This is a genomic window from Streptomyces sp. SS8, assembly GCF_054072955.1.
Map to the genome: position 1 here is coordinate 26111 of NZ_JBSVCZ010000028.1, position 22049 is coordinate 48159.

Genomic DNA, 22049 nt, shown 5'->3' on the forward strand with positions numbered 1-22049 from the left:
GGCCGGTCAGCCTTGTTCTTGTAGCCGCGCGCCCACTGCAGGCCCCAGCCGTAGAGCCGGTCGAGCTCCGACTGGAAGCCGTAGACGTAGCGCACCTCCCGGCGGGCCACCAACTGGCCCTTGGCGTCGTTCTCGATCAGCACCACCGCGCAGGAGCGGGCCTCGGGGGCCCGTTCGTCGAGGCCGATCTCGATGCGCGGGCCGTTGCTGGGGATCAGCGAGACCACCGCCTGGGTGCGGTCGAACGCCGGAGTGCCGTCGTAGATGTAGACGAAGACCAGCAGCCGCTTGATCTCGTCCTTGTGGTCGAGGTTGACGTAGATGGTCTCGCCCGAGGAGCCGCCGAACCGGTCGTCCCCGCTGAGCTTGACGTAGGGCGGCGCGTTGATCTCCCCCAGCAGTCCGCCGAGCGGCTGGACGACGCCCTTGGAGCCGTCCTTCAGCTCGTACATGCAGGCCAGGTCGAGGTCGACCGTCACCACACCCCGGGTGTGCCCCTGCACCGGTTCGGGTTTGAAGGCCTGGAGCGGGTTGCGCAGCAGGCCGCCGCCACGCCTCGGCCGCCCGTCGAAGTCGGACGAGCGCATCCGCCACGAGAGGTTGATCTGCAGATGGCCGCTGTCCGCGCCCTGCCGGGTGAGTGAGACCGCCGAGTACCGCTTGGTCAGCTCCACCGCGTACGTCGAGGAGCCGCCGACCGTGTCGAACCTCGGGCCCCTGCGCATTCCGCTGCGCCAGTTCTCCCACAGGGAGACCATGACTTCCTACCCCCAACTCCCGAGCGGACCGTCCCATGACCGTGCATGACTGTTGACCGTGCATGACCGTGCCGTCTGCGTGCCTGCGGCGTCATGCCGCGGGGGCGGCCACGAGACGTCTCGTGGCCGCCCCCGCACAGAGCGTTCCGCAATCGGACCGCCGTCACACCCCCGAGGGGACTTCCGGCTTCTGCGCCGGGCTGCCGCCCTCGTCTCCGCTCTGCAGGGCGTCCCTGCGGTTGTGCCGCAGGGAGGTCCAGAAGGCGGTACCGATCAGCGCGACGCCGATGAGGCCGGTGATGACCTCGTTGACGTGCCACCTGATGGTGATCAGCAGCAGGATGCCCAGGGCGCCGATGGCGTAGTGGGCGCCGTGCTCCAGGTAGCGGTACTCGTCCAGCGTCCCCTGGCGGACCAGGTAGACGGTGATGGACCGGACGTACATCGCGCCGATGCCCAGGCCGAGCGCGATGACGACCGGGTCGTTGGTGATGGCGAAGGCGCCGATGACGCCGTCGAAGGAGAAGGACGCGTCCAGGACCTCCAGGTAGAGGAACATGAAGAACGCGGCCTTGCCCGCGAGCAGGACGACCGAGGGCTGCTTGCCGGCGCGCCGGGCGGCCTCCTCGGCCTCGTGCTGCTGCTCCTCGTCCTCCTCGATCTTGTTCTCGAAGTGGCTGGAGAGGCCGTTGACGATCAGATAGGTGAGCAGACCCGCGATGCCCGCGAGGTAGACCGTCGCGGACTCGTCCGCGTGCCCCTCGTAGAGCACGGCGTGGGTGCCCAGGACGGACCCCGAGACCAGCAGGACGATCAGTGCGACGACCACCGCGAGACCCTCGACCTGCCCGAAGCGGGCCAGCGGGCGCTCGATCACCTTGAGCCAGTGGATGTCCCGCTCCTCGTCGAAGAGGAAGTTGAGGAAGATCATCAGCAGGAACATGCCGCCGAAGGCCGCGATCGACGGGTGGGCGTCGGTGACCAGCTGCTCGTAGCGCTCCTGGTCGTTGAGCGCCAGGTTGACCGCCTCGATCGGCCCCAGCTGGGCCGAGACGGAGACGATCACGATGGGGAACACCAGGCGCATGCCGAACACGGCGATGAGGATGCCGATGGTGAGGAAGATCTTCTGCCAGAACTCGTTCATCTTCTTCAGCACGCCGGCGTTGACGACGGCGTTGTCGAAGGACAGCGAGATCTCCAGGATGGAGAGGATCCCCACCAGGGCGAACGCCTCCCACCCCCCGAACAAGAAGGCGGTGGCGAGTCCGGCGGCGGTGACGCCGAAGGACCAGCCGAATGTCCTTAGAACCACTGATTACCCAATCTTCTCTCTGGTGGGAATCCCCCCACGCCGTGAGCGGTGTGGAGCCGCCGCGCGACCCGCTTTACGAAACGTTTACTCCGAAGTCTAGGGCGATGCCACGCAGTCCTGACGCATACCCCTGGCCGACGGCCCGGAACTTCCACTCGCCCCCGTACCGGTAGAGCTCCCCGAAGATCATCGCCGTCTCGGAGGAGGCGTCCTCGGTGAGGTCGTAGCGCGCCAGCTCGTTGCCGTCGGCCTGGTTCACCACGCGGATGTAGGCGTCGGTGACCTGGCCGAAGCTCTGCCTGCGGGCCTCGGCGTCGTGGATCGACACCGCGAAGACCACCTTGTCGGCCTGCTGGGGCACCTGGGTGAGGTCCACCAGGATCGTCTCGTCGTCGCCGCCGCCCGTGCCGCCGACCAGTTCGTCGCCCGTGTGCTCGACCGATCCCTCGGGGCTGGTGAGGTTGTTGTAGAAGACGAAGTACTCGTCACCGAGCACCCGGCCGCCCGCGCACAGCAGCGCGCTGGCGTCCAGGTCGAAGTCCGCGCCCGTGGTGGAGCGGGCCTTCCAGCCCAGCCCGATCTGGACCTGGGTCAGGTTCGGTGCGGCCTTGGAGAGGGAGACATTGCCCCCCTTGGCGAGCGTGACGCCCATGTTGCTGATCCTCTCCCGATGTGATGCGCCCAGTGTTCCCAGAACATCCGGCGCCGCATACCTTCCGGACACGGAAGTCTGCGGCGCCGGAGACTGCCGGGATCGGGTGGAACCGACCGGCGGCAGGAGGTGACCGACAGGTCTCAGACGTTCACCCCGAAGTCCTGCGCGATACCGCGCAGGCCGGAGGCGTAGCCCTGGCCGATGGCCCGGAACTTCCACTCCGCGCCGTGGCGGTACAGCTCGCCGAAGACCATCGCGGTCTCGGTGGAGGCGTCCTCGCTCAGGTCGTAGCGCGCCAGCTCCTTGTTGTCGGCCTGGTTCACCACGCGGATGTAGGCGTTGCGGACCTGGCCGAAGCTCTGCTGGCGGGTCTCGGCCTCGTAGATCGACACCGGGAAGACGATCTTGGTCACCTCCGCGGGCACCCCGGCGAGGTTCACCTTGATGACCTCGTCGTCGCCCTCGCCCTCACCGGTGAGGTTGTCACCGGTGTGCTCCACGGAGCCGTCGGGGCTGGTGAGGTTGTTGAAGAAGACGAAATGCCGGTCGGAGACGACCTTTCCCTCGGCGTTCGTCAGCAGCGCGCTGGCGTCCAGGTCGAAGTCCGTGCCCGTGGTGGTACGGGCGTCCCAGCCGAGACCGACGATCACGGCGGTCAGGTTGGGGGCTTCCTTGGTCAGCGAGACGTTGCCGCCCTTGCTGAGGCTGACTCCCACGAGTCCTCCCGTTTGGTCGTAAGGAGCACGATGTGCCCCCGTTGCGTGGATGCCGTTCGATAACGAGCCGATCCTAGTGATCGGTTCCCGGCCCATACACGGCCCTGCGAGTGCATGGCCTCACAGGTTCTCGAGGGCCTTGGCGTACTCGTTCAGGTCACGTGCGTCGGGCAGCGCGTTGACGACCGCCCAGCGCACCACGCCCTCCTTGTCGATTATGAAGGTCCCGCGCACCGCGCACCCCTTCTCCTCGTCGAAGACGCCGTACTCGCGGGCGGTGTCGCCGTGCGGCCAGAAGTCCGACAGCAGCGGGTAGTCGAGCCCCTCCTGCTCCGCGAAGACGCGCAGCGTGAAGGGGGAGTCGCACGAGACGGCCAGGAGCTGGACGTCGTCGTTGACGAAGCGGGGCAGTTCGTCGCGCAGGGCGCACAGCTCGCCGGTGCACACCCCGGTGAAGGCGAAGGGGTAGAAGAGCAGGACGACGTTCTTCTCGCCCTTGAAGTCCGCGAGCCGCACGGTCTCGCCGTGCTGGTTCCTCAGCTCGAACTCCGGGGCCTTGGTGCCCACCTCGATCGCCATGGACGCGTTCCCTTCGGTGTAGGTGACGCCCCCACCCTACGCAGGGCCCGTACGGCTCCCGAAAACGCGAGCCCCCGGTACGGCGGGCGCCGTACCGGGGGCTCGGCCCGGTCTTCGAAGAGGCCGGGGGTCAGTGGCGGGTCACCGCTTGCCGGTGCGGGCGGTCTTCGGGGTGACCAGACGGTTGCCGGTCCAGTCCTTGCCGGCGTTGACGGTGCTGGTCTGGGCCAGGCCGGCGGTCTGGGCCGCCTCGCCGATCTCGCTCGGCTCGACGTACCCGGGCCGTCCGGTCTTCGGCGTCATCAGCCAGACCGGGGCACCGTCCTCGACCAACGTGATGGCGTCCACCAGCGCGTCCGTCAGGTCGCCGTCATCCTCGCGGAACCACAGCACCACGGCGTCGGCCATGTCGTCGTAGTCCTCGTCGACGAGTTCCTGGCCCGTGATGGCCTCGATTCCCTCGCGGAGGGCCTGCTCGGCGTCGTCGTCGTAACCGAGCTCCTGGACCACCTGCCCGGGCTGGAAACCCAGCCTTGCGGCAGGGTTGGTCCGCTCCTCCGCGTGGTCCGCGGTCGCGCTCACGGATTGCCTCCTGTCATCTTTCGAAAGTAGGTGGTGCCCGCGCGGGCGCGCGGAGCATTGGGCGTAGTCCACACGGGCTGGACCGATCGCGCAAGTACCCGGCCGCTGATCCCGCCCAAACGTTGACGTGTCGCCGCACACCGCCTGAACCGCTGTGGCGCACGGCACACCCGTACGCCTATTTTGCCCCAATGAGTGGGGAATAAGACTGGGATCGAACGGCCGTGCGCGGGCCGCGACCGCCTTGGGCGTAGGGTTGCCGTTCGGCCGACTCACGCCCCGGCCGCACCGGCCCGGGCACCCGGGCGTCTCACGGAGTGGGGTTACCCCTCGGTAGAGATGACGTATCCGCCCCAGCGGTACACGATGGGAGACGGCGCGACATCCCAGCAGAGCAAGACCGAACAGCGAAGGAACAGCGTGGCTTCCGGATCCGATCGCAACCCGATCATCATTGGTGGCCTTCCCAGCCAGGTCCCGGACTTCGATCCCGAGGAGACCCGGGAATGGCTCGACTCGCTCGACGCCGCCGTCGACGAGCGGGGCCGGGAACGTGCCCGCTACCTGATGCTCCGCCTCATCGAGCGCGCCCGCGAGAAGCGTGTGGCCGTGCCGGAGATGCGCAGCACGGACTACGTCAACACCATCGCGACCAAGGACGAGCCGTTCTTCCCCGGCAACGAGGAGATCGAACGCAAGATTCTCAACGCGACCCGCTGGAACGCGGCCGTGATGGTCTCGCGCGCTCAGCGGCCGGGCATCGGGGTGGGCGGCCACATCGCCACCTTCGCCTCCTCGGCCTCGCTGTACGACGTGGGCTTCAACCACTTCTTCCGCGGCAAGGACGGCGGTGACGGCGGCGACCAGATCTTCTTCCAGGGCCACGCCTCCCCCGGCATCTACGCCCGCGCCTTCATGCTGGACCGGCTCACCGAGGCGCAGCTCGACGGGTTCCGCCAGGAGAAGTCGAAGGCGCCCGACGGGCTGTCCAGCTACCCGCACCCGCGGTCGATGCCGGACTTCTGGGAGTTCCCGACCGTCTCCATGGGGCTCGGTCCGATCGGGGCGATCTACCAGGCCCGGATGAACCGCTACATGCAGGCGCGCGGGATCGCCGACACCTCCAACTGCCATGTGTGGGCCTTCCTCGGCGACGGCGAGATGGACGAGCCCGAGTCCCTGGGGCAGCTCTCCCTGGCCGCGCGTGAGGGTCTGGACAACCTGACCTTCGTGGTCAACTGCAACCTCCAGCGGCTCGACGGTCCGGTGCGCGGCAACGGCAAGATCATCCAGGAGCTGGAGTCGGCCTTCCGCGGCGCCGGCTGGAACGTGATCAAGGTCATCTGGGACCGCTCCTGGGACCCGCTGCTGGCGCAGGACCGCGACGGCGTGCTGGTCAACAAGCTGAACACCACTCCCGACGGTCAGTTCCAGACGTACGCCACCGAGACCGGCGCGTACATCCGCGAGCACTTCTTCGGCGGCGACCACCGGCTGCGGAAGATGGTCGAGAACATGACCGACGAGCAGATCCTGCACCTGGGACGCGGCGGTCACGACCACCGCAAGGTGTACGCGGCCTACAAGGCGGCCCGGGAGCACAAGGGCCAGCCGACGGTGATCCTGGCGCAGACGGTCAAGGGCTGGACGCTCGGCCCGAACTTCGAGGGCCGCAACGCCACCCACCAGATGAAGAAGCTGACGGTCGAGGACCTCAAGCGCTTCCGCGACCGGCTGCACCTGCCGATCGCCGACAAGGAGCTGGAGTCCGGCCTGCCCCCCTACTACCACCCGGGGCGGGACTCGGAGGAGATCCAGTACATGCACGACCGGCGGCGCGAGCTGGACGGCTTCACGCCCAGGCGCGTGGACCGCTCCAAGCCGCTGGTACTGCCGGGCGACAAGACCTATGCCACGGTGAAGAAGGGCTCCGGCCAGCAGCAGGTCGCCAGCACGATGGCGTTCGTACGGCTGCTGAAGGACCTGATGCGGGACAAGGAGATCGGCAAGCGGTTCGTGCTGATCGCCCCCGACGAGTACCGCACCTTCGGAATGGACTCCTTCTTCCCGTCGGCCAAGATCTACAACCCGCTGGGACAGACCTACGAGTCGGTGGACCGCGAGCTGCTGCTGGCGTACAAGGAGTCCCCCAACGGCCAGATGCTGCACGACGGCATCTCCGAGGCTGGGTGCACGGCCTCGCTGATCGCGGCGGGCTCGGCCCACGCCACCCACGGCGAGCCGCTGATCCCGGTCTACGTCTTCTACTCGATGTTCGGGTTCCAGCGCACCGGTGACCAGTTCTGGCAGATGGCCGACCAGCTCGCGCGGGGCTTCGTGCTCGGTGCCACCGCCGGCCGCACCACACTGACCGGCGAGGGCCTGCAGCACGCCGACGGCCACTCCCAGCTCCTGGCCTCGACCAACCCGGCCTGCGTCGCCTACGACCCGGCCTTCGGCTTCGAGATCGCCCACATCGTGCAGGACGGCCTGCGCCGGATGTACGGCGAGAACGCCGAGGACGTCTTCTACTACCTGACCGTCTACAACGAGCCGATCAAGCAGCCCGCCGAGCCCGAGGGCGTGGACGCCGAGGGCATCGTCAAGGGGCTGTACCGCTACCGGCAGGGCGAGGCCGGGACGATCCCGGCGCAGATCCTCGCCTCCGGCGTGGCGGTGCCCTGGGCCGTGGAGGCCCAGCGCATCCTCGCCGAGGACTGGAACGTACGGGCGGACGTCTGGTCGGCGACCTCGTGGAACGAGCTGCGCCGCGAGGCGGTCTCGGTCGAGCGGCACAACCTGCTGCACCCGGAGGAGGAGCAGCGTGTGCCGTATGTGACCCGCAAGCTCCAGGGGACCGAGGGCCCGGTGGTGGCCGTCTCGGACTGGATGCGCTCGGTGCCCGACCAGATCGCCCGCTGGGTGCCGAACCGCTACCAGTCGCTGGGCGCCGACGGCTTCGGCTTCGCCGACACCCGTGGCGCGGCCCGGCGCTTCTTCCACATCGACGCCGAGTCGATCGTCCTGGGCGTGCTCACCGAGCTGGCCGGGGAGGGGAAGGTGGACCGCTCGGTGCTCAAGCAGGCCATCGACCGCTACCGGCTGCTCGATGTGACCGCCGCCGACCCCGGCCCGGCGGGCGGGGACGCCTGATCTCCGCCCGCGGCCACGGCCGCGGAATTCACCGATGTGCCGCTGATGTGCCCGGCCCCGGCTTCCGAGCCGGGGCCGGGCACGTCATGTGCTGCGCGCCGCCGCGCCCGTCACAGCCACAGCCCCCACGAGCCGGAGGCGGTGAGGAGCCATATCAGGCCGAAGACGGTGTCCAGCGCGCCCAGGACCACGGCCACCACCGCCGCCTTCGACCGGGTGTTCCAGCGGCGTCCCATGGCGAGCCAGCCGCAGACCATCGCGATGGGACCGAGTACGAACCCCATCACGAAGAGCCCGAGGACCGCGCAGACCGCACCGATGACGCCGAACGTCGAACGCTCGTCCCCGGTGAGGTCTCCGCCGCCACGCCGTTTGCCTTCGAAGTACCGCGTGCCCGTCATCTTCCCTCCCAGGGTCGTCGGACCGGGCTGTGGCTTCGGATACCCCGGGGGCCCCGTACGATGCCGGGCATGGCGGACATACGGGCCAAGGAACGCTGGGAACGCCGGACGCAGGGACCACTGCTGCTGTCCGTCCTCTTCGCCGTCGCCTATGCCATACCGATCGTGCGCACGGACCTCGCTCCGTGGGTACGGGACGCGTGCAGGGCTGTGGAGTGGGGGGGTCTGGGCGGCGTTCGCACTGGACTACGCGGTACGGCTCAGGCTGGCCCCGCGACGGTGGGCCTTCGTGCGCAGCCAGCCCCTCGCGCTGCTGGCCGTGCTGCTCCCTCTGCTCCAGCCGCTGCGCCTGCCGCGTCTGGTCTCCGCGCTGCTGCTGGTCGGGCAGCGGACCCGGATGGCCTCCCGGGTGCGTGTGACCACCTATGTGGCCGGCTCGTGCCTGGGACTGCTGGTGTTCGGGTCGCTGGCCGTCCTGGAGGTGGAGCGGAACTCCCCGAACGGCAACATCAGGACACTCGGTGACTCGGTGTGGTGGTCCTTCACCACCATGACCACGGTGGGTTACGGTGATCTGGCGCCGACCACCGGTCTGGGCCGGTTGCTGGCCATCGGACTGATGCTCTCCGGGATCGCGCTGCTCGGTGTGGTCACCGCCAATATCGCGGCCTGGTTCATCGCCCGGTTCGACGAGGAGGACGCCGCGGAACGGCGGCAGACCGCGGCGATCGAGGACCTGACCGCCGAGGTACGTGCTCTGCGGGCGGAGGTCGCGGAGCTGCGGGGCGGGCCCACGGGCTCCGGCGGCCACGAGGACGGGACGGTCACGGGCGCGGCGGGCCACGTCAGCTCTCCCAGATCTTGACGGCCCGCACCCGATACTCCGTCCGCGGCGCCCAACTGCCCGACGGGTAGGTGTTGAACTCGCCGGTCTCGGCGCACTCCGCGCTCTGGTAGGTCGTGACGGGCCGCCCGGTGCGGTTGGCGAGCGAGGCCGCGGAGGTGCCCTTCGGCAGCGGCACGCAGCTCTCGATGTCGGTGTCCGCCAGTTCGTGGGTGCGGCGCGGTCCCTTGAAATCCGCACGCTCCCACAGGCACAGCTCCCCGACCGCGCACTCCCCCAGCCGCGGTGCCGGCGCTGCCGCCGACACGGCCGTCTGCGGTGTCAGGACCGTGAGCACCGCGGCGGCCACGGCCAGAACCGCGGGCAGTGCGGCCCGGCGGGCCCTGTGGCCGGGACTGGTGCGGACGCGGTGGGCGCGGACGCGGTGAGTGCGGTGTACGTGACGCATGTGGGTCTCTCCCCCGTGTCGGTCGTTGTGCGATCAGCTTCGACACGGGCCGGCCGGCCTGCCAAGGGCAGACCGGCCGTTTCACCAGGACGGGTAACGGAGTTGTCCACAACCTCCCGGTTGTCCACAGGCTCCCACCGGGTCAGACGTGCACCGAGGGAACCGTGTCATGCTGGCCGCCCCTGGTGAACAGCGCGATGCCCGCGGCCAGGACTGCCACGATCCCGGCGAGGGTGAAGGCCAGTCCCATGCCGGAGAGGAAGGAGTCGTGCACCACCCGGCCCATGGCCTCGGCCGCCTGCGCGGGGGTTCCGGCGGGGGCGGGCGGGACGATGCCCAGTTCGGCGGCCTCCCCCAGCAGTTCGGCGTCCTGCGGCGGCAGCGGGGGAAGCTGGGCCTCGGCCCACTTCCCGGGCAGGGTCTCGTGCACCCGGGAGGCCATCACCGCGCCCAGGACGGCCGTGCCGAGGCTGCCGCCGACCTGCATGGCGGCCTGCTGGAGGCCGCCGGCGACCCCGGCGTGCTCCAGCGGGGCGTTGCCCACGATGACCTCGGTGGCGCCCACCATCACCGGAGCGAGGCCGAGACCGAGGAGGCCGAACCACAGCGACATCTCGAGGGTGCCGGTGCCCCCCTCCAGGGTGGACAGGCCGAACATCGCGATCGCGGTGACCAGCATCGCGCCGACCAGCGGGAGGCGCGGGCCGACCTTGGTGATCAGTCCTCCGGCCACGGGCGAGGCGACGATCATCATCGCGGTCATCGGCAGCAGGTGCAGCCCGCTGTCCACCGGGCTCATTCCGTGGACGTTCTGGAGGTAGAAGGTGACGAAGAAGAGGCCGCCCATGAAACCGAAGGCCATCAGGACCATCAGCACGGTGCCCGCCGAGAGCGGGACGGAGCGGAACAGCCTCAGCGGCAGCAGGGGCTCGTCCGCCACGCTCTCCCACACCAGGAAGGCCAGCAGGGTCAGCGCCGCGATCACCAGGCACCACACCGTCGCGTTGTCGCCCCACCCCCACTCGGGCGCTTTGATGATGCCCCACACCAGGAAGAACATCGCGCCCGACAGCAGGGCGACGCCGGGGACGTCGAAGGACCCGGGCGCGTTCTCCGCCCGGTGGTCCACCAGGATCGCCAGGCACAGGAGCACGGCCAGCAGTCCCACCGGAACGTTGATGAAGAAGACCGACTCCCAGTTCACGTGCTCGACCAGCAGACCGCCGACGATGGGGCCGGCCGCGGTGGAGGCGCCGATCACCGCACCCCAGACACCGATCGCCATGTTGAGCTTCTCGGCCGGGAACGCGGCGCGCAGCAGGCCCAGGGCGGCCGGCATCAGCAGGGCGCCGAACAGCCCCTGGAGCACCCGGAAGGCGATGACCATCGCGACGCCCTCGGACAGTCCGATGGCGCCGGATGTGGCGGCGAAGCCGACGATGCCCACGAGGAAGGTCTGGCGGTGGCCGAAGCGGTCCCCGAGTTTTCCGGCGGTGATCAGTGCGACGGCCAGGGCGAGCAGGTAGCCGTTGGTGATCCACTGGACGTCGGCGAGCGAGGCGCCGAGATCCTGCTGAATGGCCGGGTTGGCGATGGCGACGATGGTGCCGTCCAGGGTGACCATCACCACGCCGAGCGCGACGGCCAGGAGGGTCAGCCAGGGGTGGCCGCGCAACCCGGTGCGGCCGGGGGCGGCGCCGGGCCCCGGGGACTTTGCCGCGCCGGGAGTGACGGGGACCGTGTCGGAAGTCATGGCCGGAGCCTAATGTCAGCGACTGACACTTTGGAAGCGATCATGTGCCCACCAGTTGAAGGCCGGCTCACGGGTAGGGTGACCGGCACCTTTCGAGACGGCAGGAGGTGGCCGGGTGGCCGGACTGCGCGAGCGCAAGAAGCAGCGCACCCGGGACGCACTGGTCCGCACGGCGCACGAACTGTTCGTCGCCCAGGGATACGAGCGCACCACGATCGACGAGATCGCCGCCGCCGTGGACGTCTCCCAGCGGACGTTCTTCCGCTACTTCGCCAGCAAGGAGGAGGTTGCCTTCGCCCTCCTGCGGACGGTCGAGGAGCGGTTCTTCACCGCCGTCCGGGAGCGCCCCGCCGACGAGGCGCCCCTGCAGGTCCTGGGCAACGCGCTCGGCACCGCCTGGAACCGTATCGGCGACGCCATCCAGGAGGTCGTACCGCTCGGGGTCTACATGAGGATGTGGCAGGTCATCGAGACGACCCCCGCCCTGGTGGCGGCCCATCTGCGGCACTCCACGGAACAGGAGGAGCGGCTCGCCGCCGAGATCGCCCGCCGTGCCGGCGTCGATCCCGAACACGATCCGCGGCCGCGGGTGCTGGTCGCGGCCTTCGCCGGCGTGCTCCGGCTCGCGGGACGCCGCTGGGCCGCCGGCCGGGACATCACGGTGGAGGGGGCCCGCAGGGTCTTCCAGGAGCATCTCGACCGGCTCGGCCCCGCTCTGGCGGAGGACTGGCGGCCCGCCGGCGGCAGCGGGCAGGACGTTCCTCAGCGCCGGGGGTGACGCCAACCGTCCCACCGCGGCCCACCCGCTGCCGGTGGCCGCACGGCCCGGACGCGGGCGGGCGCCGGCGGCCCGGCCGGCATGACGGCCGTCGGTACGGGCGGCTGCCACCGGGTGGACGAGGTGTGACGTGTGCGGCACGGCGGGGGAGGAAGACCCGGGCGCCGACGCATACGATGACCCGTATGGGTGACGTGCTGGCCGGAATTAACTCCTCCTGGGAGTTCGACACCGACTCCGTGCTCATCCGCTTCGAACGGGGCATTCGCACTCCGAAGCTGTTCCATGTGCTCGGTGAGCGGCGCGTCCCCTACGAGGCGCTGAGGTCCGTCGAGCTGGCCCCCGGCACCAGACGGGGCACGGTGGTGCTGCGCGCCGAGCCGCGCCCGGGCGCCGATCCGCTGGTGGAGGCCGCCGCCGGGCAGCTCAGGGAGACCAGCGACCCGTACCGCCTGGTGCTCCCCGCCGAGCACGAGCCCCTGGCCGCCGCCTGGGTCAGCGAGCTGTTCTCCGTGCTCGGTCCCCGGGCACAGGAGCCGGCCGACCGCCATCTGGTCGCCGCGCCCGCCGCTCCGCTGCAGTTCAAGGCGTACGACGGCAAGGTCTCCTTCGACGGCCGGGCGGTCTCCTTCCGCTGGTTCTGGACCGGGGCCTCCTCCGCGAAGTGGAAGGCGGGCGACCAGTCTTTCCCGGTCGGCGAGTTGCAGGGCGTCCGATGGCGTTCGCCGGAGGTCGTGGGCGGCCATCTGCGGCTGATCCGCCGCGGCGAGCCGGAGGACGGGGAGCACCCGGAGGCCGACCAGGATCCGGCCGCCGTCGTCTTCGGCCTCGGCTACGGCCTGGTGCACGAGTCGCTGCCGCTGGCGGCCTCGGTGCTGGAGGCGGTACGGGCGGCCGAGCCCGCCCCGGTGCCGGAGGCGGCGGCTCCCGTCTCCCGCTCGGCGGATCCGGTCGCCACGTTCCGGCCCGCCCCCGCCGACATCGCCGACCGCATCCGGCATCTGGGCGAGCTGCACGGGGCCGGGCTGCTCACCGACGAGGAGTTCAGCGCGAAGAAGGCCGAGCTCCTCGCCGAGTTGTGAGCTCTGCCGGGCGCCGTGGCCACGACGGGCCGTGAGGCACGACGGGCCCGCTCCCGCCGGGCCGGGGCCCGGCCCGGCGATCCGTTCCCTTCCGTTCCCCGGCTCGTCCGGTTCCTCAGAACCTCTCCGACGCCCGGCGGGCGTCCGCGTAGAAGTCGATCTTGAAGTCGAGTACCGCCAGCGTGCTCCGCAGCTCGTCGATCCTGCGGCTGACGTCCTCGCGGGTCGCGCGCAGCAACTCCTGCCGCTCCTCGAAGGTGTGGTCGCCCGCGCGCACCAGTTCCGCGTAGCGCACCATGTCCGCCACCGGCATTCCCGTCAGGCGCAGCTTGCCGACGAAGGCCAGCCAGTCCAGGTCGCGGTTGGTGAAGCGGCGCTGTCCGGTGTGGGAGCGGTCGATGTGCGGCATCAGCCCGATCCGCTCGTACCAGCGCAGCGTGTGGGCGCTCAGGCCGGTGATCGCGGCGACCTCACTGATCGTGTAGCGGTCCCGCCCGGCCGGCCGCGGGTGGGGCACCTCGGCCGCCGCGCACACGTCCGTCAGCGGCTCCCCGGTCTCCCCGCCGGCCTCCGTGTCCGTGTCCGTCCCCGTCTGCACCTGCGTCTGCGTCACGGTCATGGGGGAACGCTACGGAGTTCGAGTGCGCTCCAGGCAAGCGAATAACGAGGGCGAAATCCCGCCACGCCTGCCCACCGGGCCCCACGTTAGGCTCAGGGGCATGGACAGCCTGCGCATGATCGAGAACTGGCCGGTCACGACGGCGGCGGCGGCCGTCGTGACCGCCGACGGCACGGTGGCCGGGACGCACGGCCCCGCCGGTCACCGCTTCGCGCTCGCCTCGGTCACCAAGCCGCTGGCGGCGTACGCGGCGCTGATCGCCGTCGAGGAGGGCGCGATCGAGCTGGACGAGCCGGCCGGCCCCGAGGGCTCGACGGTGCGGCACCTGCTCGCCCACACCTCCGGTCTGGCCTTCGACGAGCAGCGCACGATGGCCGCCGCGGGCACCCGCCGGATCTACTCCAACACCGGTTTCGAGGTGCTCGGCGACCACATCGCCAAGGCCACCGGCATCCTCTTCCCCGAGTATCTGCGCCAGGCCGTCCTCGTCCCCCTGGGCATGGCCGCCACCGACCTGCCGGGCTCCCCGGCCAAGGACGGCGTCTCCACCCTGGCCGATCTGGTCCGCTTCGCCGCCGAGCTCCAGGCCCCGCGCCTGCTGGATCCTCGCACCGTCACGGAGGCCACCTCCGTGGTCTTCCCCGGTCTGCCCGGCGTCCTGCCCGGCTACGGCAATCAGAAGCCCAACGACTGGGGCCTGGGCTTCGAGATCCGCGGCGGCAAGTCCCCGCACTGGACGGGCGCCTCCTCCTCGCCGCGTACTTTCGGCCACTTCGGACAGGCGGGTACGTTCCTGTGGGTGGACCCGGACGCGGGCGCCGCCTGTGTGGTCCTGGCGGACCGGGCGTTCGGCCCCTGGGCCGTCGAGGCGTGGCCGCCGTTCACCGACGCGGTGCTGGCCGAACTGCGCGGGCACTGAGACACGCCGACCGGCGCCGGTCGGCACGGACCGACCACGCGCCGGCCGCGGGCCGCCGCGGGAAGGAGCGGGCACATGGGCGGGCAGCCGCGCGTACTGGCGGTGCAGCACACCCCGAACGGCGGGCCGGGCCGGTTCGGCGCCTGGCTGGCCGAGGGCGGTGTGGCGCTGGACGTCGTCCGCGCCTACGACGGCGCCCCGCTGCCCGCCCGGACGGACGGCCACCAAGGCGTCCTCGTCCTCGGCGGCGGCTACCTGCCGGACGACGACACGCGCGCCCCCTGGCTGGCCCCCACCCGCGCCCTGGTCGCCGAGGCGCTGGACGGCGGCACCCCGGTGTTCGGGATCTGCCTGGGCGGCCAGATGCTGGCCCAGGTCGCGGGCGGTGAGGTCACGGCGGAGCACGGCGAGCCGGAGGTCGGCAGCACACCGCTGGCGCTGCGTCCCGAGGCGGCGGACGACCCCCTCTTCCACGGGCTGCCCGACCGTACCGCCGCGATCGAGAACCATGTCGACGCCATCACCGAACTCCCGCCGGGCGCCCGGTGGCTGGCGCGGAGCGAACGGTGCCCGTACCAGGCGTTCGCCGTGGGCGGCCGGGCGTGGGGCACGCAGTTCCACCCCGAGGTGACGGCCGCGCGGGTAAGGGCGTGGGACCCGGAGCGGCTGCGGCGCCTGGGCTTCGATCCCGCCGGGACCGTACGCCGGGCGGAGGCCGACGAACCGGCCTCGGCCGGGGTGTGGCGCGCCGTCGCCCTCCGCTTCGCCTCGCTCGTACGCGACGGCTGAGCGGTCGCGACGGCTGAGCGGTCGCGACGGCTGAGCGGCCGGCCCGTGCGACCTGCCGTCCGGCGAAGCCGCGGACACGGTCGCAAACTCTCCTGCCCGTCACCCTCGCCCCGGGTGGCCCACAAGGCCCGGCCCGGGGCTCTCCAGCATCCTCCCAACCTCCCACAGAGCAAATTAATCAGGCGAGTTCACGAATTCCTCTTGTCTTTCCGCCCGAGCCCATTAGGGTCGCTCACGCCCACCGGACGGCGACGGACCCTGGAGGTCGCAGTGCCCATGAGACGGAGATCGTCCCTGACGAGCCTGCTCACCGCGGGAGCCCTCGCGGCGACCGTGCTCGTGACCTCCCACGCCACCGGTGCCCTGGACAACACGGCTCCCGGCTCCGGGGACCGCGCGGGCACCCACGCCTCCGCCTCTCCGGCGGCGTCGAAGAGGGCCGCGCGGCACTGGGTGAACACCTGGACGTCGATGCCGCAGCTCACCGAGCCCCACAACATGCCGCCCGCCCCCTTCACCCGGGAGGGGCTGGTCATGGAGGACACCACGCTGCGGCAGACCGTCCGCGTCACGGTCGGCGGCGACAAGGTGCGGCTGCGCTTCTCCAACGCCTTCGGCGGCGCGGACCTGCCCATCACAGCCGCCTCCGTGGCCTTCCCCGAAGGCGGGAAGGCCGGGACCGACGCGATACGCCCGGGCACCGCCCGCCCGCTGACCTTCAGCGGCAGGCCCTCGGCTCTCGTCCCGGTCGGAGCACAGGTGGTCTCCGACCCGGTGGACGTGAAGGTGGCCGCAGGCACCAATCTCGCCGTCACCCTCTATCTGGCCGACGGCCAGGCGTCGAACGACATCACCTCCCATCCCGGCTCCCGGACCACCTCCCACCTCCTGCGCGGCGACCACCTCGCCGCCGAGGAGCTGCCGGGCGCGACGGCGACCGACCACTGGTACTTCCTCAGTGGGGTCGAGACGTGGTCGGCGAGGTCCACCCGGGCGGTCGCCGTCCTGGGCGACTCCCTGACCGACGGCCGCGGCTCCACCACCAACGGCAACGACCGCTGGACGGACCAGTGGTTCGACCGGCTTCAGATCCGCCGCGGCACCGCCCGCCTCGCCGTCCTCAACCAGGCCGCCGGCGGCAACCGCGTCCTCAACGACGGGCTGGGCCCCAACGTCCTGGCCCGGCTGGACCGCGACGTGCTGGCACAGACCGGGGTGGAATCGCTGATCGTCTTCGAGGGCGTCAACGACATCGGCACCGCCGCGGCCACCGAGGCCGCTCAGAAGCGGGTCGCGGCCGACCTGATCGCCGCCTACGAGCAGATCGTCACCCGCGCCCACGCCCACGGCATCGCGGTCCACGGCGCGACGCTGCTGCCCTTCGGCGGCAACGAGATGTACGACGACCCGGCCGGGCACCGCGAACGCGCCCGGCGGACGGTCAACGAATGGATCCGCACCAGCGGCCGCTTCGACTCCGTCGTCGACTTCGACCGCGCCGTCCGCGATCCCGCCGACCCCGAGCGGCTCCACCCCGGCCTCCACGACGGCGACTGGCTCCATCTGAACCCCGCCGGCTACGGCCGGCTGGCCGCCGCCGTACCCGGGCGCCTGTTCCGCTAGGCCGACCGCGCGGCCACCGGCCCGTCCACGGCCACCGCCTGTGCGGCCGTGGACGGGCCGAAGCCGTCAGGCGGCGTCGGAGCCGGCCTCACCGGGACGGTGCCGGCCGTGCAGCATCAGGTAGAACGTCCGCACCGACTCCCGCGAGCCGTACTCGAATCGGTTGGCCACTCTGCCCAGCGGATTCCACACACGTCCGTCGGGCATCCGCACACCCATCGGCTGCCCGAACCGCTCGCGCTGTCCGGCGTCGAAGTCCACCCACACCGCCCCGGCCCGCCGGACCATCACCTCCCCCAGGTACCCGCCCAGACCGAACAGGGCCTCCGCCACGCGACCGTCGGGCTCCGCACCCTGGCGGCGCATGCCCTCGATCACCGCGTCCACGATGCGCAGGCTGTTCACCGAGTAGTCCAGGGGCAGTCGGTGCCCGGCCCTCCCCGAGGTCAGGTCCGTGACGAACCTCGCCACATGCCCGCGCATCCTTCCGGCCGTGGGTCTCGCCGTGGTCTCCGTGCCCATGAGCGTCTCCCCTCGCGTTCGGCTCGGCACCGGGCGGCGGCACGCCGGACGCCACCCGGGAGAGGGTTCCATCCCCTCCTCCTCACCAAGCGCCGCCGCATACTGCCTGGTCACGCCCTCACGGTGTGGCGGTACTCACGTTTACGCGGTGTCAGCGGAACTCCCCGCTCCTCGCCGGGGTGAGCAGCCACGCCACTCCCGGGCCCAGGGGAATTCCGCGTGAACTTCAGCCGTACACGACCTCCGCCGACTCCCGGGCGGCACCGGGGCGCACGCGCTGGGGGCGGCCATGCGGAACCCCGCCCACACTCGGCCGGCACCACCTCGGTCCCGGCGCCGGCTCTTATGAACCTCCTGGTGGGAGGCGGACTTTCCCCGTACTCCGGTTCCGGTGCGGACGGTGGCCGCCGTCCGCACCGGAACCGGTGGCCGTCGGCTCCCGCCCCTCTTCGGCACACCGCTATGCGCCCTTTCCGGCTTTCCTCCTCACGAGTGACGCACGGTGATGCCCTGGGGTATAACCGGCCCGTCCGACAGTGGACGGAAGGCCGGGCGCACACCGATCTGCCGTGCGTACCGGTCGCGGTGTCGCCGCTGCCCTGAGCCGGGGCTCGTCATCGCACCCCGGGAACGGCAGGAACGACAGGCGTGCCGCGGCCATCAGGAGCGGAAGCCGCCGGCGACCACAGGGCCCGGCGCGTACGACGAGCCGCCGCACGCGGCCCGTGCCGCTCGTACGGCCGTTCCCGTCCACTGTCCGCGTCCGGGCCCGGACCCGCCGACCGCCGAACGGACGGAGACGGAGCGGCGGCCGCCGGACGCACCGGGATCTTCCAGAGGGGGTTTGGAACACGTGGGATCGAACAGAGGCCGCGGCCGCAGGCCGGCGGACATGAAGCGCCGGACCTGGCTGGCGGTCGGCTCCGTCGTGCTCGGGGGGTCGGTGGTGACGACGGTCGCCGTCGCCACCACCTCGGACACCTCGGACGAGCAGGCCCGCAGCGAGAGGATGCGGCCCGTGGCCGCGTACACCGAGACGTTCCAGGGCGGCGACCCGGGGAAGCGCTCGGTGCCGCGCAAGGACACCCGGCCCTTCTCCATGCTCGGCGTCTCCTGGGAGGACCCGGAGGCGGAACTGGACGGCACCGCCCAGATCCGCACCCGCAGCGCGCAGAGCGGACAGTGGACGCGGTGGCAGGACCTGGACCTCGACATACGGCCGCCGGAGACCGACGAGGGCAGGGACAGCGGAGTGCGCGGGGCCTCCGAGCCCCTGTGGGTCGGCGAGTCCGACGGAGTCGAGGCGCGGGTCCTGGCGGAAGGCGGGGAGTCGGCCGAACTGCCCGGCGGACTGCGTCTGGTGATGATCGACCCCGGCGTGCTGGGCGAGGACATCGGCAAGGGCTGGCGCAAGGTCGGCGACATGAACGGAGGCGGGAACTCGCAGGAGCCGTCGCAGCAGCCCACCACGGAGCCTGAGCCGGAGCCCAGCCAGGGCGAGCCCACCACGGAGCCGTCCGCCTCCGCCTCCCCCACGGAGGAGCCCGAGCCCAGCCAGGAGCCGTCGCAGCAGCCCACCACGGAGGCTCCCACCGGTGAGCCGAGCCCGGAGCCCTCCACCGAACCGACCGGCGAACCCTCCACCGAACCCACCGGAGAGCCGACCGGCGAACCCTCCACCGAGCCCACCGGGGAGCCGAGCCCGGAACCCTCCACCGAACCGACCCCCACCGGGGAACCGACCGGCGAACCGACACCGGAGCCCTCCACCGAGCCCACCGGCGAACCCTCCACCGACCCCAGCACCGGACCCACCGGTGAGCCGTCCACCACCACCCCGGCCCCCTCCCCCTCACCGTCCGGGACGCAGACGCCGCGGATCGTCAGCCGCGCCCAGTGGGGCGCCGACGAGTCGCTGGTCGAGGACCCGCCCTCCTACATGAGCCGGGTGGACGCCGTCTTCGTCCACCACACCGCCGGCACGAACAGCTACACCTGCACCCAGTCGGCCTCCATCATCCGGGGCATCCTCACCTACCACGTCAAGACCAACGGCTGGAACGACGTCGGCTACAACTTCTTCGTCGACAAGTGCGGCACGATCTTCGAAGGCCGTGCGGGAGGTGTCGACAAGGCGGTCCGGGGCGCCCACACCTACGGCTTCAACGGCAACTCCGCGGGCGTCTCCCTGCTCGGCAACTACGAGGACGGCGGCCGGCCCACCCAGGCCGCGCTGGACGCCATCGCCCGGATCTCCGGCTGGAAGCTCGGCCTGTACGGCGCCGACCCGGCCGGCAAGGTGACGCTCACCGCGGCCGCCGACACCGGCGTCTGGAAGAACGGCCAGCGGGCGACGCTGTACCGGATCTCCGGCCACCGCGACGGCTACGCGACCCTGTGCCCGGGTGCGACCCTCTACTCCCAGCTCCCGGCCATCCGCACCAGGGCCGCCTCCTCCTGACCCACCTCCTCCTGACCCGCCACCGCGACCGGACGGAGTCGGAGCCGGTCCCGAGAGCGGAACCGAGAACAGGACCGGCCGCCCCGGACACCGGGGCGGCCGGTCCCGCACTCACCACTCGCTCAGCCGGCCACGGCCCCGGCGAGCTTGTCCACCTGCGCGGTGACGATGTCCTGCGGCACCGAAACGCCCGACGGCGACTTGATGTTCAGGCTCATGAACTGTGCCAGCGACGCCCCGGAGCGCACCACCGCGAAGTGCATCGGCACCTCGGTGCCCTCCGCATCGCCCACCAGACGCACCGCGACCGCCTCGTCACCGCTCCCGGGCGCCTCGGTCTCCTCCACGGCCGTGTAGCGGACCGTCTCCCCGCCGTTGTTGCCCGAGGTGGTGAAACCGTCGCCGCACGCCTCGATCGCCGACCGCACGCCCTCCACCGTCCGGGCCGCCCCGTCGCCGTCGTAGGACAGCAGCGACACCGTCACGATCCGCCCGGCCGCCTCCTGTCCCGTCCCGGCGAACCCCTGGGCGGCGAACGCCCGCGCCCGGGGCGTACGTCCGGTGCCGTAGGCCGTCAGGTCGGCCAGCGGTCGGCACTCGTCCCGGTCCGCCTTCGGCGTCAGCGACTCCTGGTCGGCGGCGGCGACCTGATAGCCCTTCACCTCACCATCGGCGAGCAGCGCCTTCTTCAGCGCAGCCTCGTCGAGGACCGGCCCCGCGGCCTTCCCGTCCTGCTCCCCCGCCTCCTGCGACGCGCTGCTCCCGCTCCCCGGCCGCTTCTCCGCGTCCTTGCCGGAGGCGTCGTCCGAACCACCGCACGCCGCCGTGAGCGCCAGCAGCGGCGCCATCATCGCGGCCGCCAGGAGGACTCTGCTCTTCCCCACCGAAATCCCCATCTCCCCTTGTCCGTTCACCGTCTCGCACACACGCGGGGATCCACCGCCGAGGCGGCCCCGTACGATCACCGGCCGCCGCCCGGTGGAACATCCGCGGTCCCGTGCTCCACGGTCGGCACACGCTGTCACACCGTCGGAGGACCGGACAAGCGGTCACGCCCGCGCGCTGCTCCAGGGCGAGCGGCGGTGACGGGACCGTCGGTGGGGCGCTCCGGAAGGGCCTCGTCTGCGTCCTCCGAGTGGCCACCCGGCAGACACCCCACCACTAGGCGTTGTACGGCTCCTCCTCGCGCAGCACCTGGTCACCCATGGCCAGATAGGTGAAGGCCTTGGGTCTTGCCGCTGATGCCGGAGGTGGTCTCCGTCACCGTGCGGTCGAAGGCGTCGTAGGTGTAGGTGGTGGTCGAGGAGAGGCACCCCGAGTGGTCGTCGGCGTACCTCCGCACGGCCGGGCCCGGGGCCGGCTCGCCGCCGGGAACCGCCGCTCCTTCCACTGCTGCCGGCGCCAGCCGCACACCGTGCGCGGATATTCGGCGGCCCGCACATTCGCTGCGTCTTCGAACAGGGCCCTTCGAGTTTCGGATCAAGAGCGCGGTGGCACCCCCTCAGGGAGGGGGCGCCACCGCTCTCTCTCAGGGCAGGAACTCCCAGAACGGCCCGTCGGGCGCGAGGTTGCGAGAGCACAACGTCACGTCCCTACCCTCGAGATAAGCCAGCAACCACTCACTGAACGTCATCTCATAGAGAGTCCAGGCCGGACTGTCGAACTCCTGGACCACGACGCGCCAGGGCGACGAGGGGGTGTCGGGAACGCGCAGGAAAACCGCCTCGCCCGTCGTGGCCGTCGCCACCGGCATCAATTCGCCGGGGTTCGCCCCTACCGGACTCGGCAGGAATTCCATCATGTCCTCGTCACGCCAGAGGTCGAGATCCCTCCTGATCATCGTTCCCAGATCGTGAAGAAGATGACCGGCGGGATGCTTCAGATACAACTGCCCGTTGATCTCGATCGAACCGTAGGCGTCCACGATCTCACGGAAGTCCGCAGGAAATTCGATACCGAGTTCCTGCTCCAGTTCGATCCACGGCGCCGGATCCGACCAGTTGAACCGGGGTTCACCCAACAGGGTTTGTATCTCTGGAAGCGTTGCCACCA

At 71.0% G+C, this 22049-nt stretch carries 19 protein-coding genes and 2 pseudogenes; 8 read left to right on the forward strand and 13 right to left on the reverse strand.

Annotated elements, in window-relative coordinates:
* Positions 1-2: 2 nt before the first annotated feature.
* From ACW69E_RS23315 to ACW69E_RS23340, 6 genes and pseudogenes are all read right to left on the reverse strand, one after another.
* Positions 3-725 (reverse strand): annotated as a pseudogene (locus ACW69E_RS23315) (Tellurium resistance); the annotation flags it as partial.
* 196 nt (positions 726-921) lie between these two features.
* Positions 922-2073: a DUF475 domain-containing protein gene (locus tag ACW69E_RS23320; protein WP_457500238.1), complete on the reverse strand. Its 1152-nt coding sequence runs from the start codon at positions 2071-2073 to the stop codon at positions 922-924.
* Positions 2074-2146: 73 nt separating this feature from the next.
* Positions 2147-2725 carry a TerD family protein gene (locus ACW69E_RS23325; protein ID WP_093848968.1) on the reverse strand — a complete coding sequence of 193 codons (579 nt, stop codon included), beginning with the start codon at positions 2723-2725 and terminating at the stop codon, positions 2147-2149.
* 143 nt (positions 2726-2868) lie between these two features.
* Positions 2869-3444 (reverse strand): TerD family protein, encoded by a 576-nt coding sequence (locus tag ACW69E_RS23330; RefSeq protein ID WP_457500239.1) that lies wholly within the window; start codon positions 3442-3444, stop codon positions 2869-2871.
* Positions 3445-3564: 120 nt separating this feature from the next.
* On the reverse strand, positions 3565-4023 hold the full coding sequence (locus tag ACW69E_RS23335; RefSeq protein WP_457500240.1) for a peroxiredoxin: 459 nt from the start codon (positions 4021-4023) through the stop codon (positions 3565-3567).
* A 141-nt stretch (positions 4024-4164) separates the two neighbouring features.
* A complete protein-coding gene (locus tag ACW69E_RS23340; protein ID WP_093654740.1) occupies positions 4165-4605 on the reverse strand; it encodes a DUF3052 domain-containing protein in 441 nt (146 codons plus the stop codon).
* 420 nt (positions 4606-5025) lie between these two features.
* On the opposite strand from ACW69E_RS23340, the gene aceE reads away from it, so the two are divergent.
* Positions 5026-7758: a pyruvate dehydrogenase (acetyl-transferring), homodimeric type gene (gene aceE / locus ACW69E_RS23345; protein WP_457500241.1), complete on the forward strand. Its 2733-nt coding sequence runs from the start codon at positions 5026-5028 to the stop codon at positions 7756-7758.
* Positions 7759-7868: 110 nt separating this feature from the next.
* Here aceE and ACW69E_RS23350 read toward each other — a convergent pair whose 3' ends face one another.
* Positions 7869-8159, reverse strand: a complete 291-nt coding sequence (locus ACW69E_RS23350) for a hypothetical protein (protein WP_457500242.1) — start codon at positions 8157-8159, stop codon at positions 7869-7871.
* Positions 8160-8219: 60 nt separating this feature from the next.
* Between ACW69E_RS23350 and ACW69E_RS23355 the strand changes: the two are divergent.
* Positions 8220-9024 (forward strand): annotated as a pseudogene (locus ACW69E_RS23355) (potassium channel family protein).
* On the opposite strand, the gene ACW69E_RS23360 reads toward ACW69E_RS23355, so the two are convergent.
* Entirely contained in the window at positions 9005-9451 is a 447-nt protein-coding gene (locus ACW69E_RS23360) for a peptidase inhibitor family I36 protein (RefSeq protein WP_457500243.1), read from the reverse strand. The pseudogene ACW69E_RS23355 and the gene ACW69E_RS23360 sit on opposite strands and share 20 nt — an antisense overlap.
* A 142-nt stretch (positions 9452-9593) precedes the next feature.
* Positions 9594-11204: an MFS transporter gene (locus ACW69E_RS23365; RefSeq protein WP_457500244.1), complete on the reverse strand. Its 1611-nt coding sequence runs from the start codon at positions 11202-11204 to the stop codon at positions 9594-9596.
* 115 nt (positions 11205-11319) lie between these two features.
* Here ACW69E_RS23365 and ACW69E_RS23370 point away from each other — a divergent pair, with 115 nt between their 5' ends.
* A complete protein-coding gene (locus ACW69E_RS23370; protein WP_457500245.1) occupies positions 11320-11982 on the forward strand; it encodes a TetR/AcrR family transcriptional regulator in 663 nt (220 codons plus the stop codon).
* Between the two features lie 185 nt (positions 11983-12167).
* Positions 12168-13064 (forward strand): DUF4429 domain-containing protein, encoded by an 897-nt coding sequence (locus ACW69E_RS23375; RefSeq protein ID WP_457500246.1) that lies wholly within the window; start codon positions 12168-12170, stop codon positions 13062-13064.
* Positions 13065-13179: 115 nt separating this feature from the next.
* Here the strand turns inward: ACW69E_RS23375 and ACW69E_RS23380 are convergent, their stop codons facing one another.
* A complete protein-coding gene (locus ACW69E_RS23380) occupies positions 13180-13683 on the reverse strand; it encodes a MerR family transcriptional regulator (RefSeq protein WP_457500247.1) in 504 nt (167 codons plus the stop codon).
* A 100-nt stretch (positions 13684-13783) separates the two neighbouring features.
* Here ACW69E_RS23380 and ACW69E_RS23385 point away from each other — a divergent pair, with 100 nt between their 5' ends.
* The 3 genes from ACW69E_RS23385 (at position 13784) to ACW69E_RS23395 (ending at position 17014) form a co-directional block, all read left to right on the forward strand.
* Entirely contained in the window at positions 13784-14602 is an 819-nt protein-coding gene (locus tag ACW69E_RS23385; protein ID WP_457500248.1) for a serine hydrolase domain-containing protein, read from the forward strand.
* Positions 14603-14677: 75 nt separating this feature from the next.
* Entirely contained in the window at positions 14678-15391 is a 714-nt protein-coding gene (locus ACW69E_RS23390) for a type 1 glutamine amidotransferase (RefSeq protein WP_457500249.1), read from the forward strand.
* 276 nt (positions 15392-15667) lie between these two features.
* A complete protein-coding gene (locus ACW69E_RS23395; RefSeq protein WP_457500250.1) occupies positions 15668-17014 on the forward strand; it encodes an SGNH/GDSL hydrolase family protein in 1347 nt (448 codons plus the stop codon).
* A 66-nt stretch (positions 17015-17080) separates the two neighbouring features.
* Here the strand turns inward: ACW69E_RS23395 and ACW69E_RS23400 are convergent, their stop codons facing one another.
* Entirely contained in the window at positions 17081-17485 is a 405-nt protein-coding gene (locus ACW69E_RS23400) for a hypothetical protein (protein ID WP_457500251.1), read from the reverse strand.
* 943 nt (positions 17486-18428) lie between these two features.
* Between ACW69E_RS23400 and ACW69E_RS23405 the strand changes: the two genes are divergently transcribed.
* Entirely contained in the window at positions 18429-19997 is a 1569-nt protein-coding gene (locus ACW69E_RS23405) for an N-acetylmuramoyl-L-alanine amidase (RefSeq protein ID WP_457500252.1), read from the forward strand.
* Between the two features lie 122 nt (positions 19998-20119).
* Here ACW69E_RS23405 and ACW69E_RS23410 read toward each other — a convergent pair whose 3' ends face one another.
* Entirely contained in the window at positions 20120-20881 is a 762-nt protein-coding gene (locus ACW69E_RS23410) for a hypothetical protein (RefSeq protein ID WP_457500253.1), read from the reverse strand.
* Between the two features lie 644 nt (positions 20882-21525).
* The gene (locus ACW69E_RS23415; protein ID WP_457500254.1) at positions 21526-22047 is read right to left on the reverse strand and encodes an SMI1/KNR4 family protein; all 522 of its coding nucleotides are present in this window, start codon (positions 22045-22047) and stop codon (positions 21526-21528) included.
* Positions 22048-22049 lie beyond the last annotated feature (2 nt).

Excerpts from the sequence above, each read along its gene's own strand:
- ACW69E_RS23325 (WP_093848968.1), bottom strand. The coding sequence starts at position 2,725 with ATGGGCGTCACGCTCGCCAAGGGGGGCAATGTCTCCCTCTCCAAGGCC.
- ACW69E_RS23335 (WP_457500240.1), bottom strand. The coding sequence starts at position 4,023 with ATGGCGATCGAGGTGGGCACCAAGGCCCCGGAGTTCGAGCTGAGGAAC.
- ACW69E_RS23350 (WP_457500242.1), bottom strand. The coding sequence starts at position 8,159 with ATGACGGGCACGCGGTACTTCGAAGGCAAACGGCGTGGCGGCGGAGAC.
- ACW69E_RS23360 (WP_457500243.1), bottom strand. The coding sequence starts at position 9,451 with ATGCGTCACGTACACCGCACTCACCGCGTCCGCGCCCACCGCGTCCGC.
- ACW69E_RS23365 (WP_457500244.1), bottom strand. The coding sequence starts at position 11,204 with ATGACTTCCGACACGGTCCCCGTCACTCCCGGCGCGGCAAAGTCCCCG.
- ACW69E_RS23375 (WP_457500246.1), top strand. The coding sequence starts at position 12,168 with ATGGGTGACGTGCTGGCCGGAATTAACTCCTCCTGGGAGTTCGACACC.
- ACW69E_RS23380 (WP_457500247.1), bottom strand. The coding sequence starts at position 13,683 with ATGACCGTGACGCAGACGCAGGTGCAGACGGGGACGGACACGGACACG.
- ACW69E_RS23385 (WP_457500248.1), top strand. The coding sequence starts at position 13,784 with ATGGACAGCCTGCGCATGATCGAGAACTGGCCGGTCACGACGGCGGCG.
- ACW69E_RS23390 (WP_457500249.1), top strand. The coding sequence starts at position 14,678 with ATGGGCGGGCAGCCGCGCGTACTGGCGGTGCAGCACACCCCGAACGGC.
- ACW69E_RS23395 (WP_457500250.1), top strand. The coding sequence starts at position 15,668 with ATGAGACGGAGATCGTCCCTGACGAGCCTGCTCACCGCGGGAGCCCTC.
- ACW69E_RS23405 (WP_457500252.1), top strand. The coding sequence starts at position 18,429 with ATGAAGCGCCGGACCTGGCTGGCGGTCGGCTCCGTCGTGCTCGGGGGG.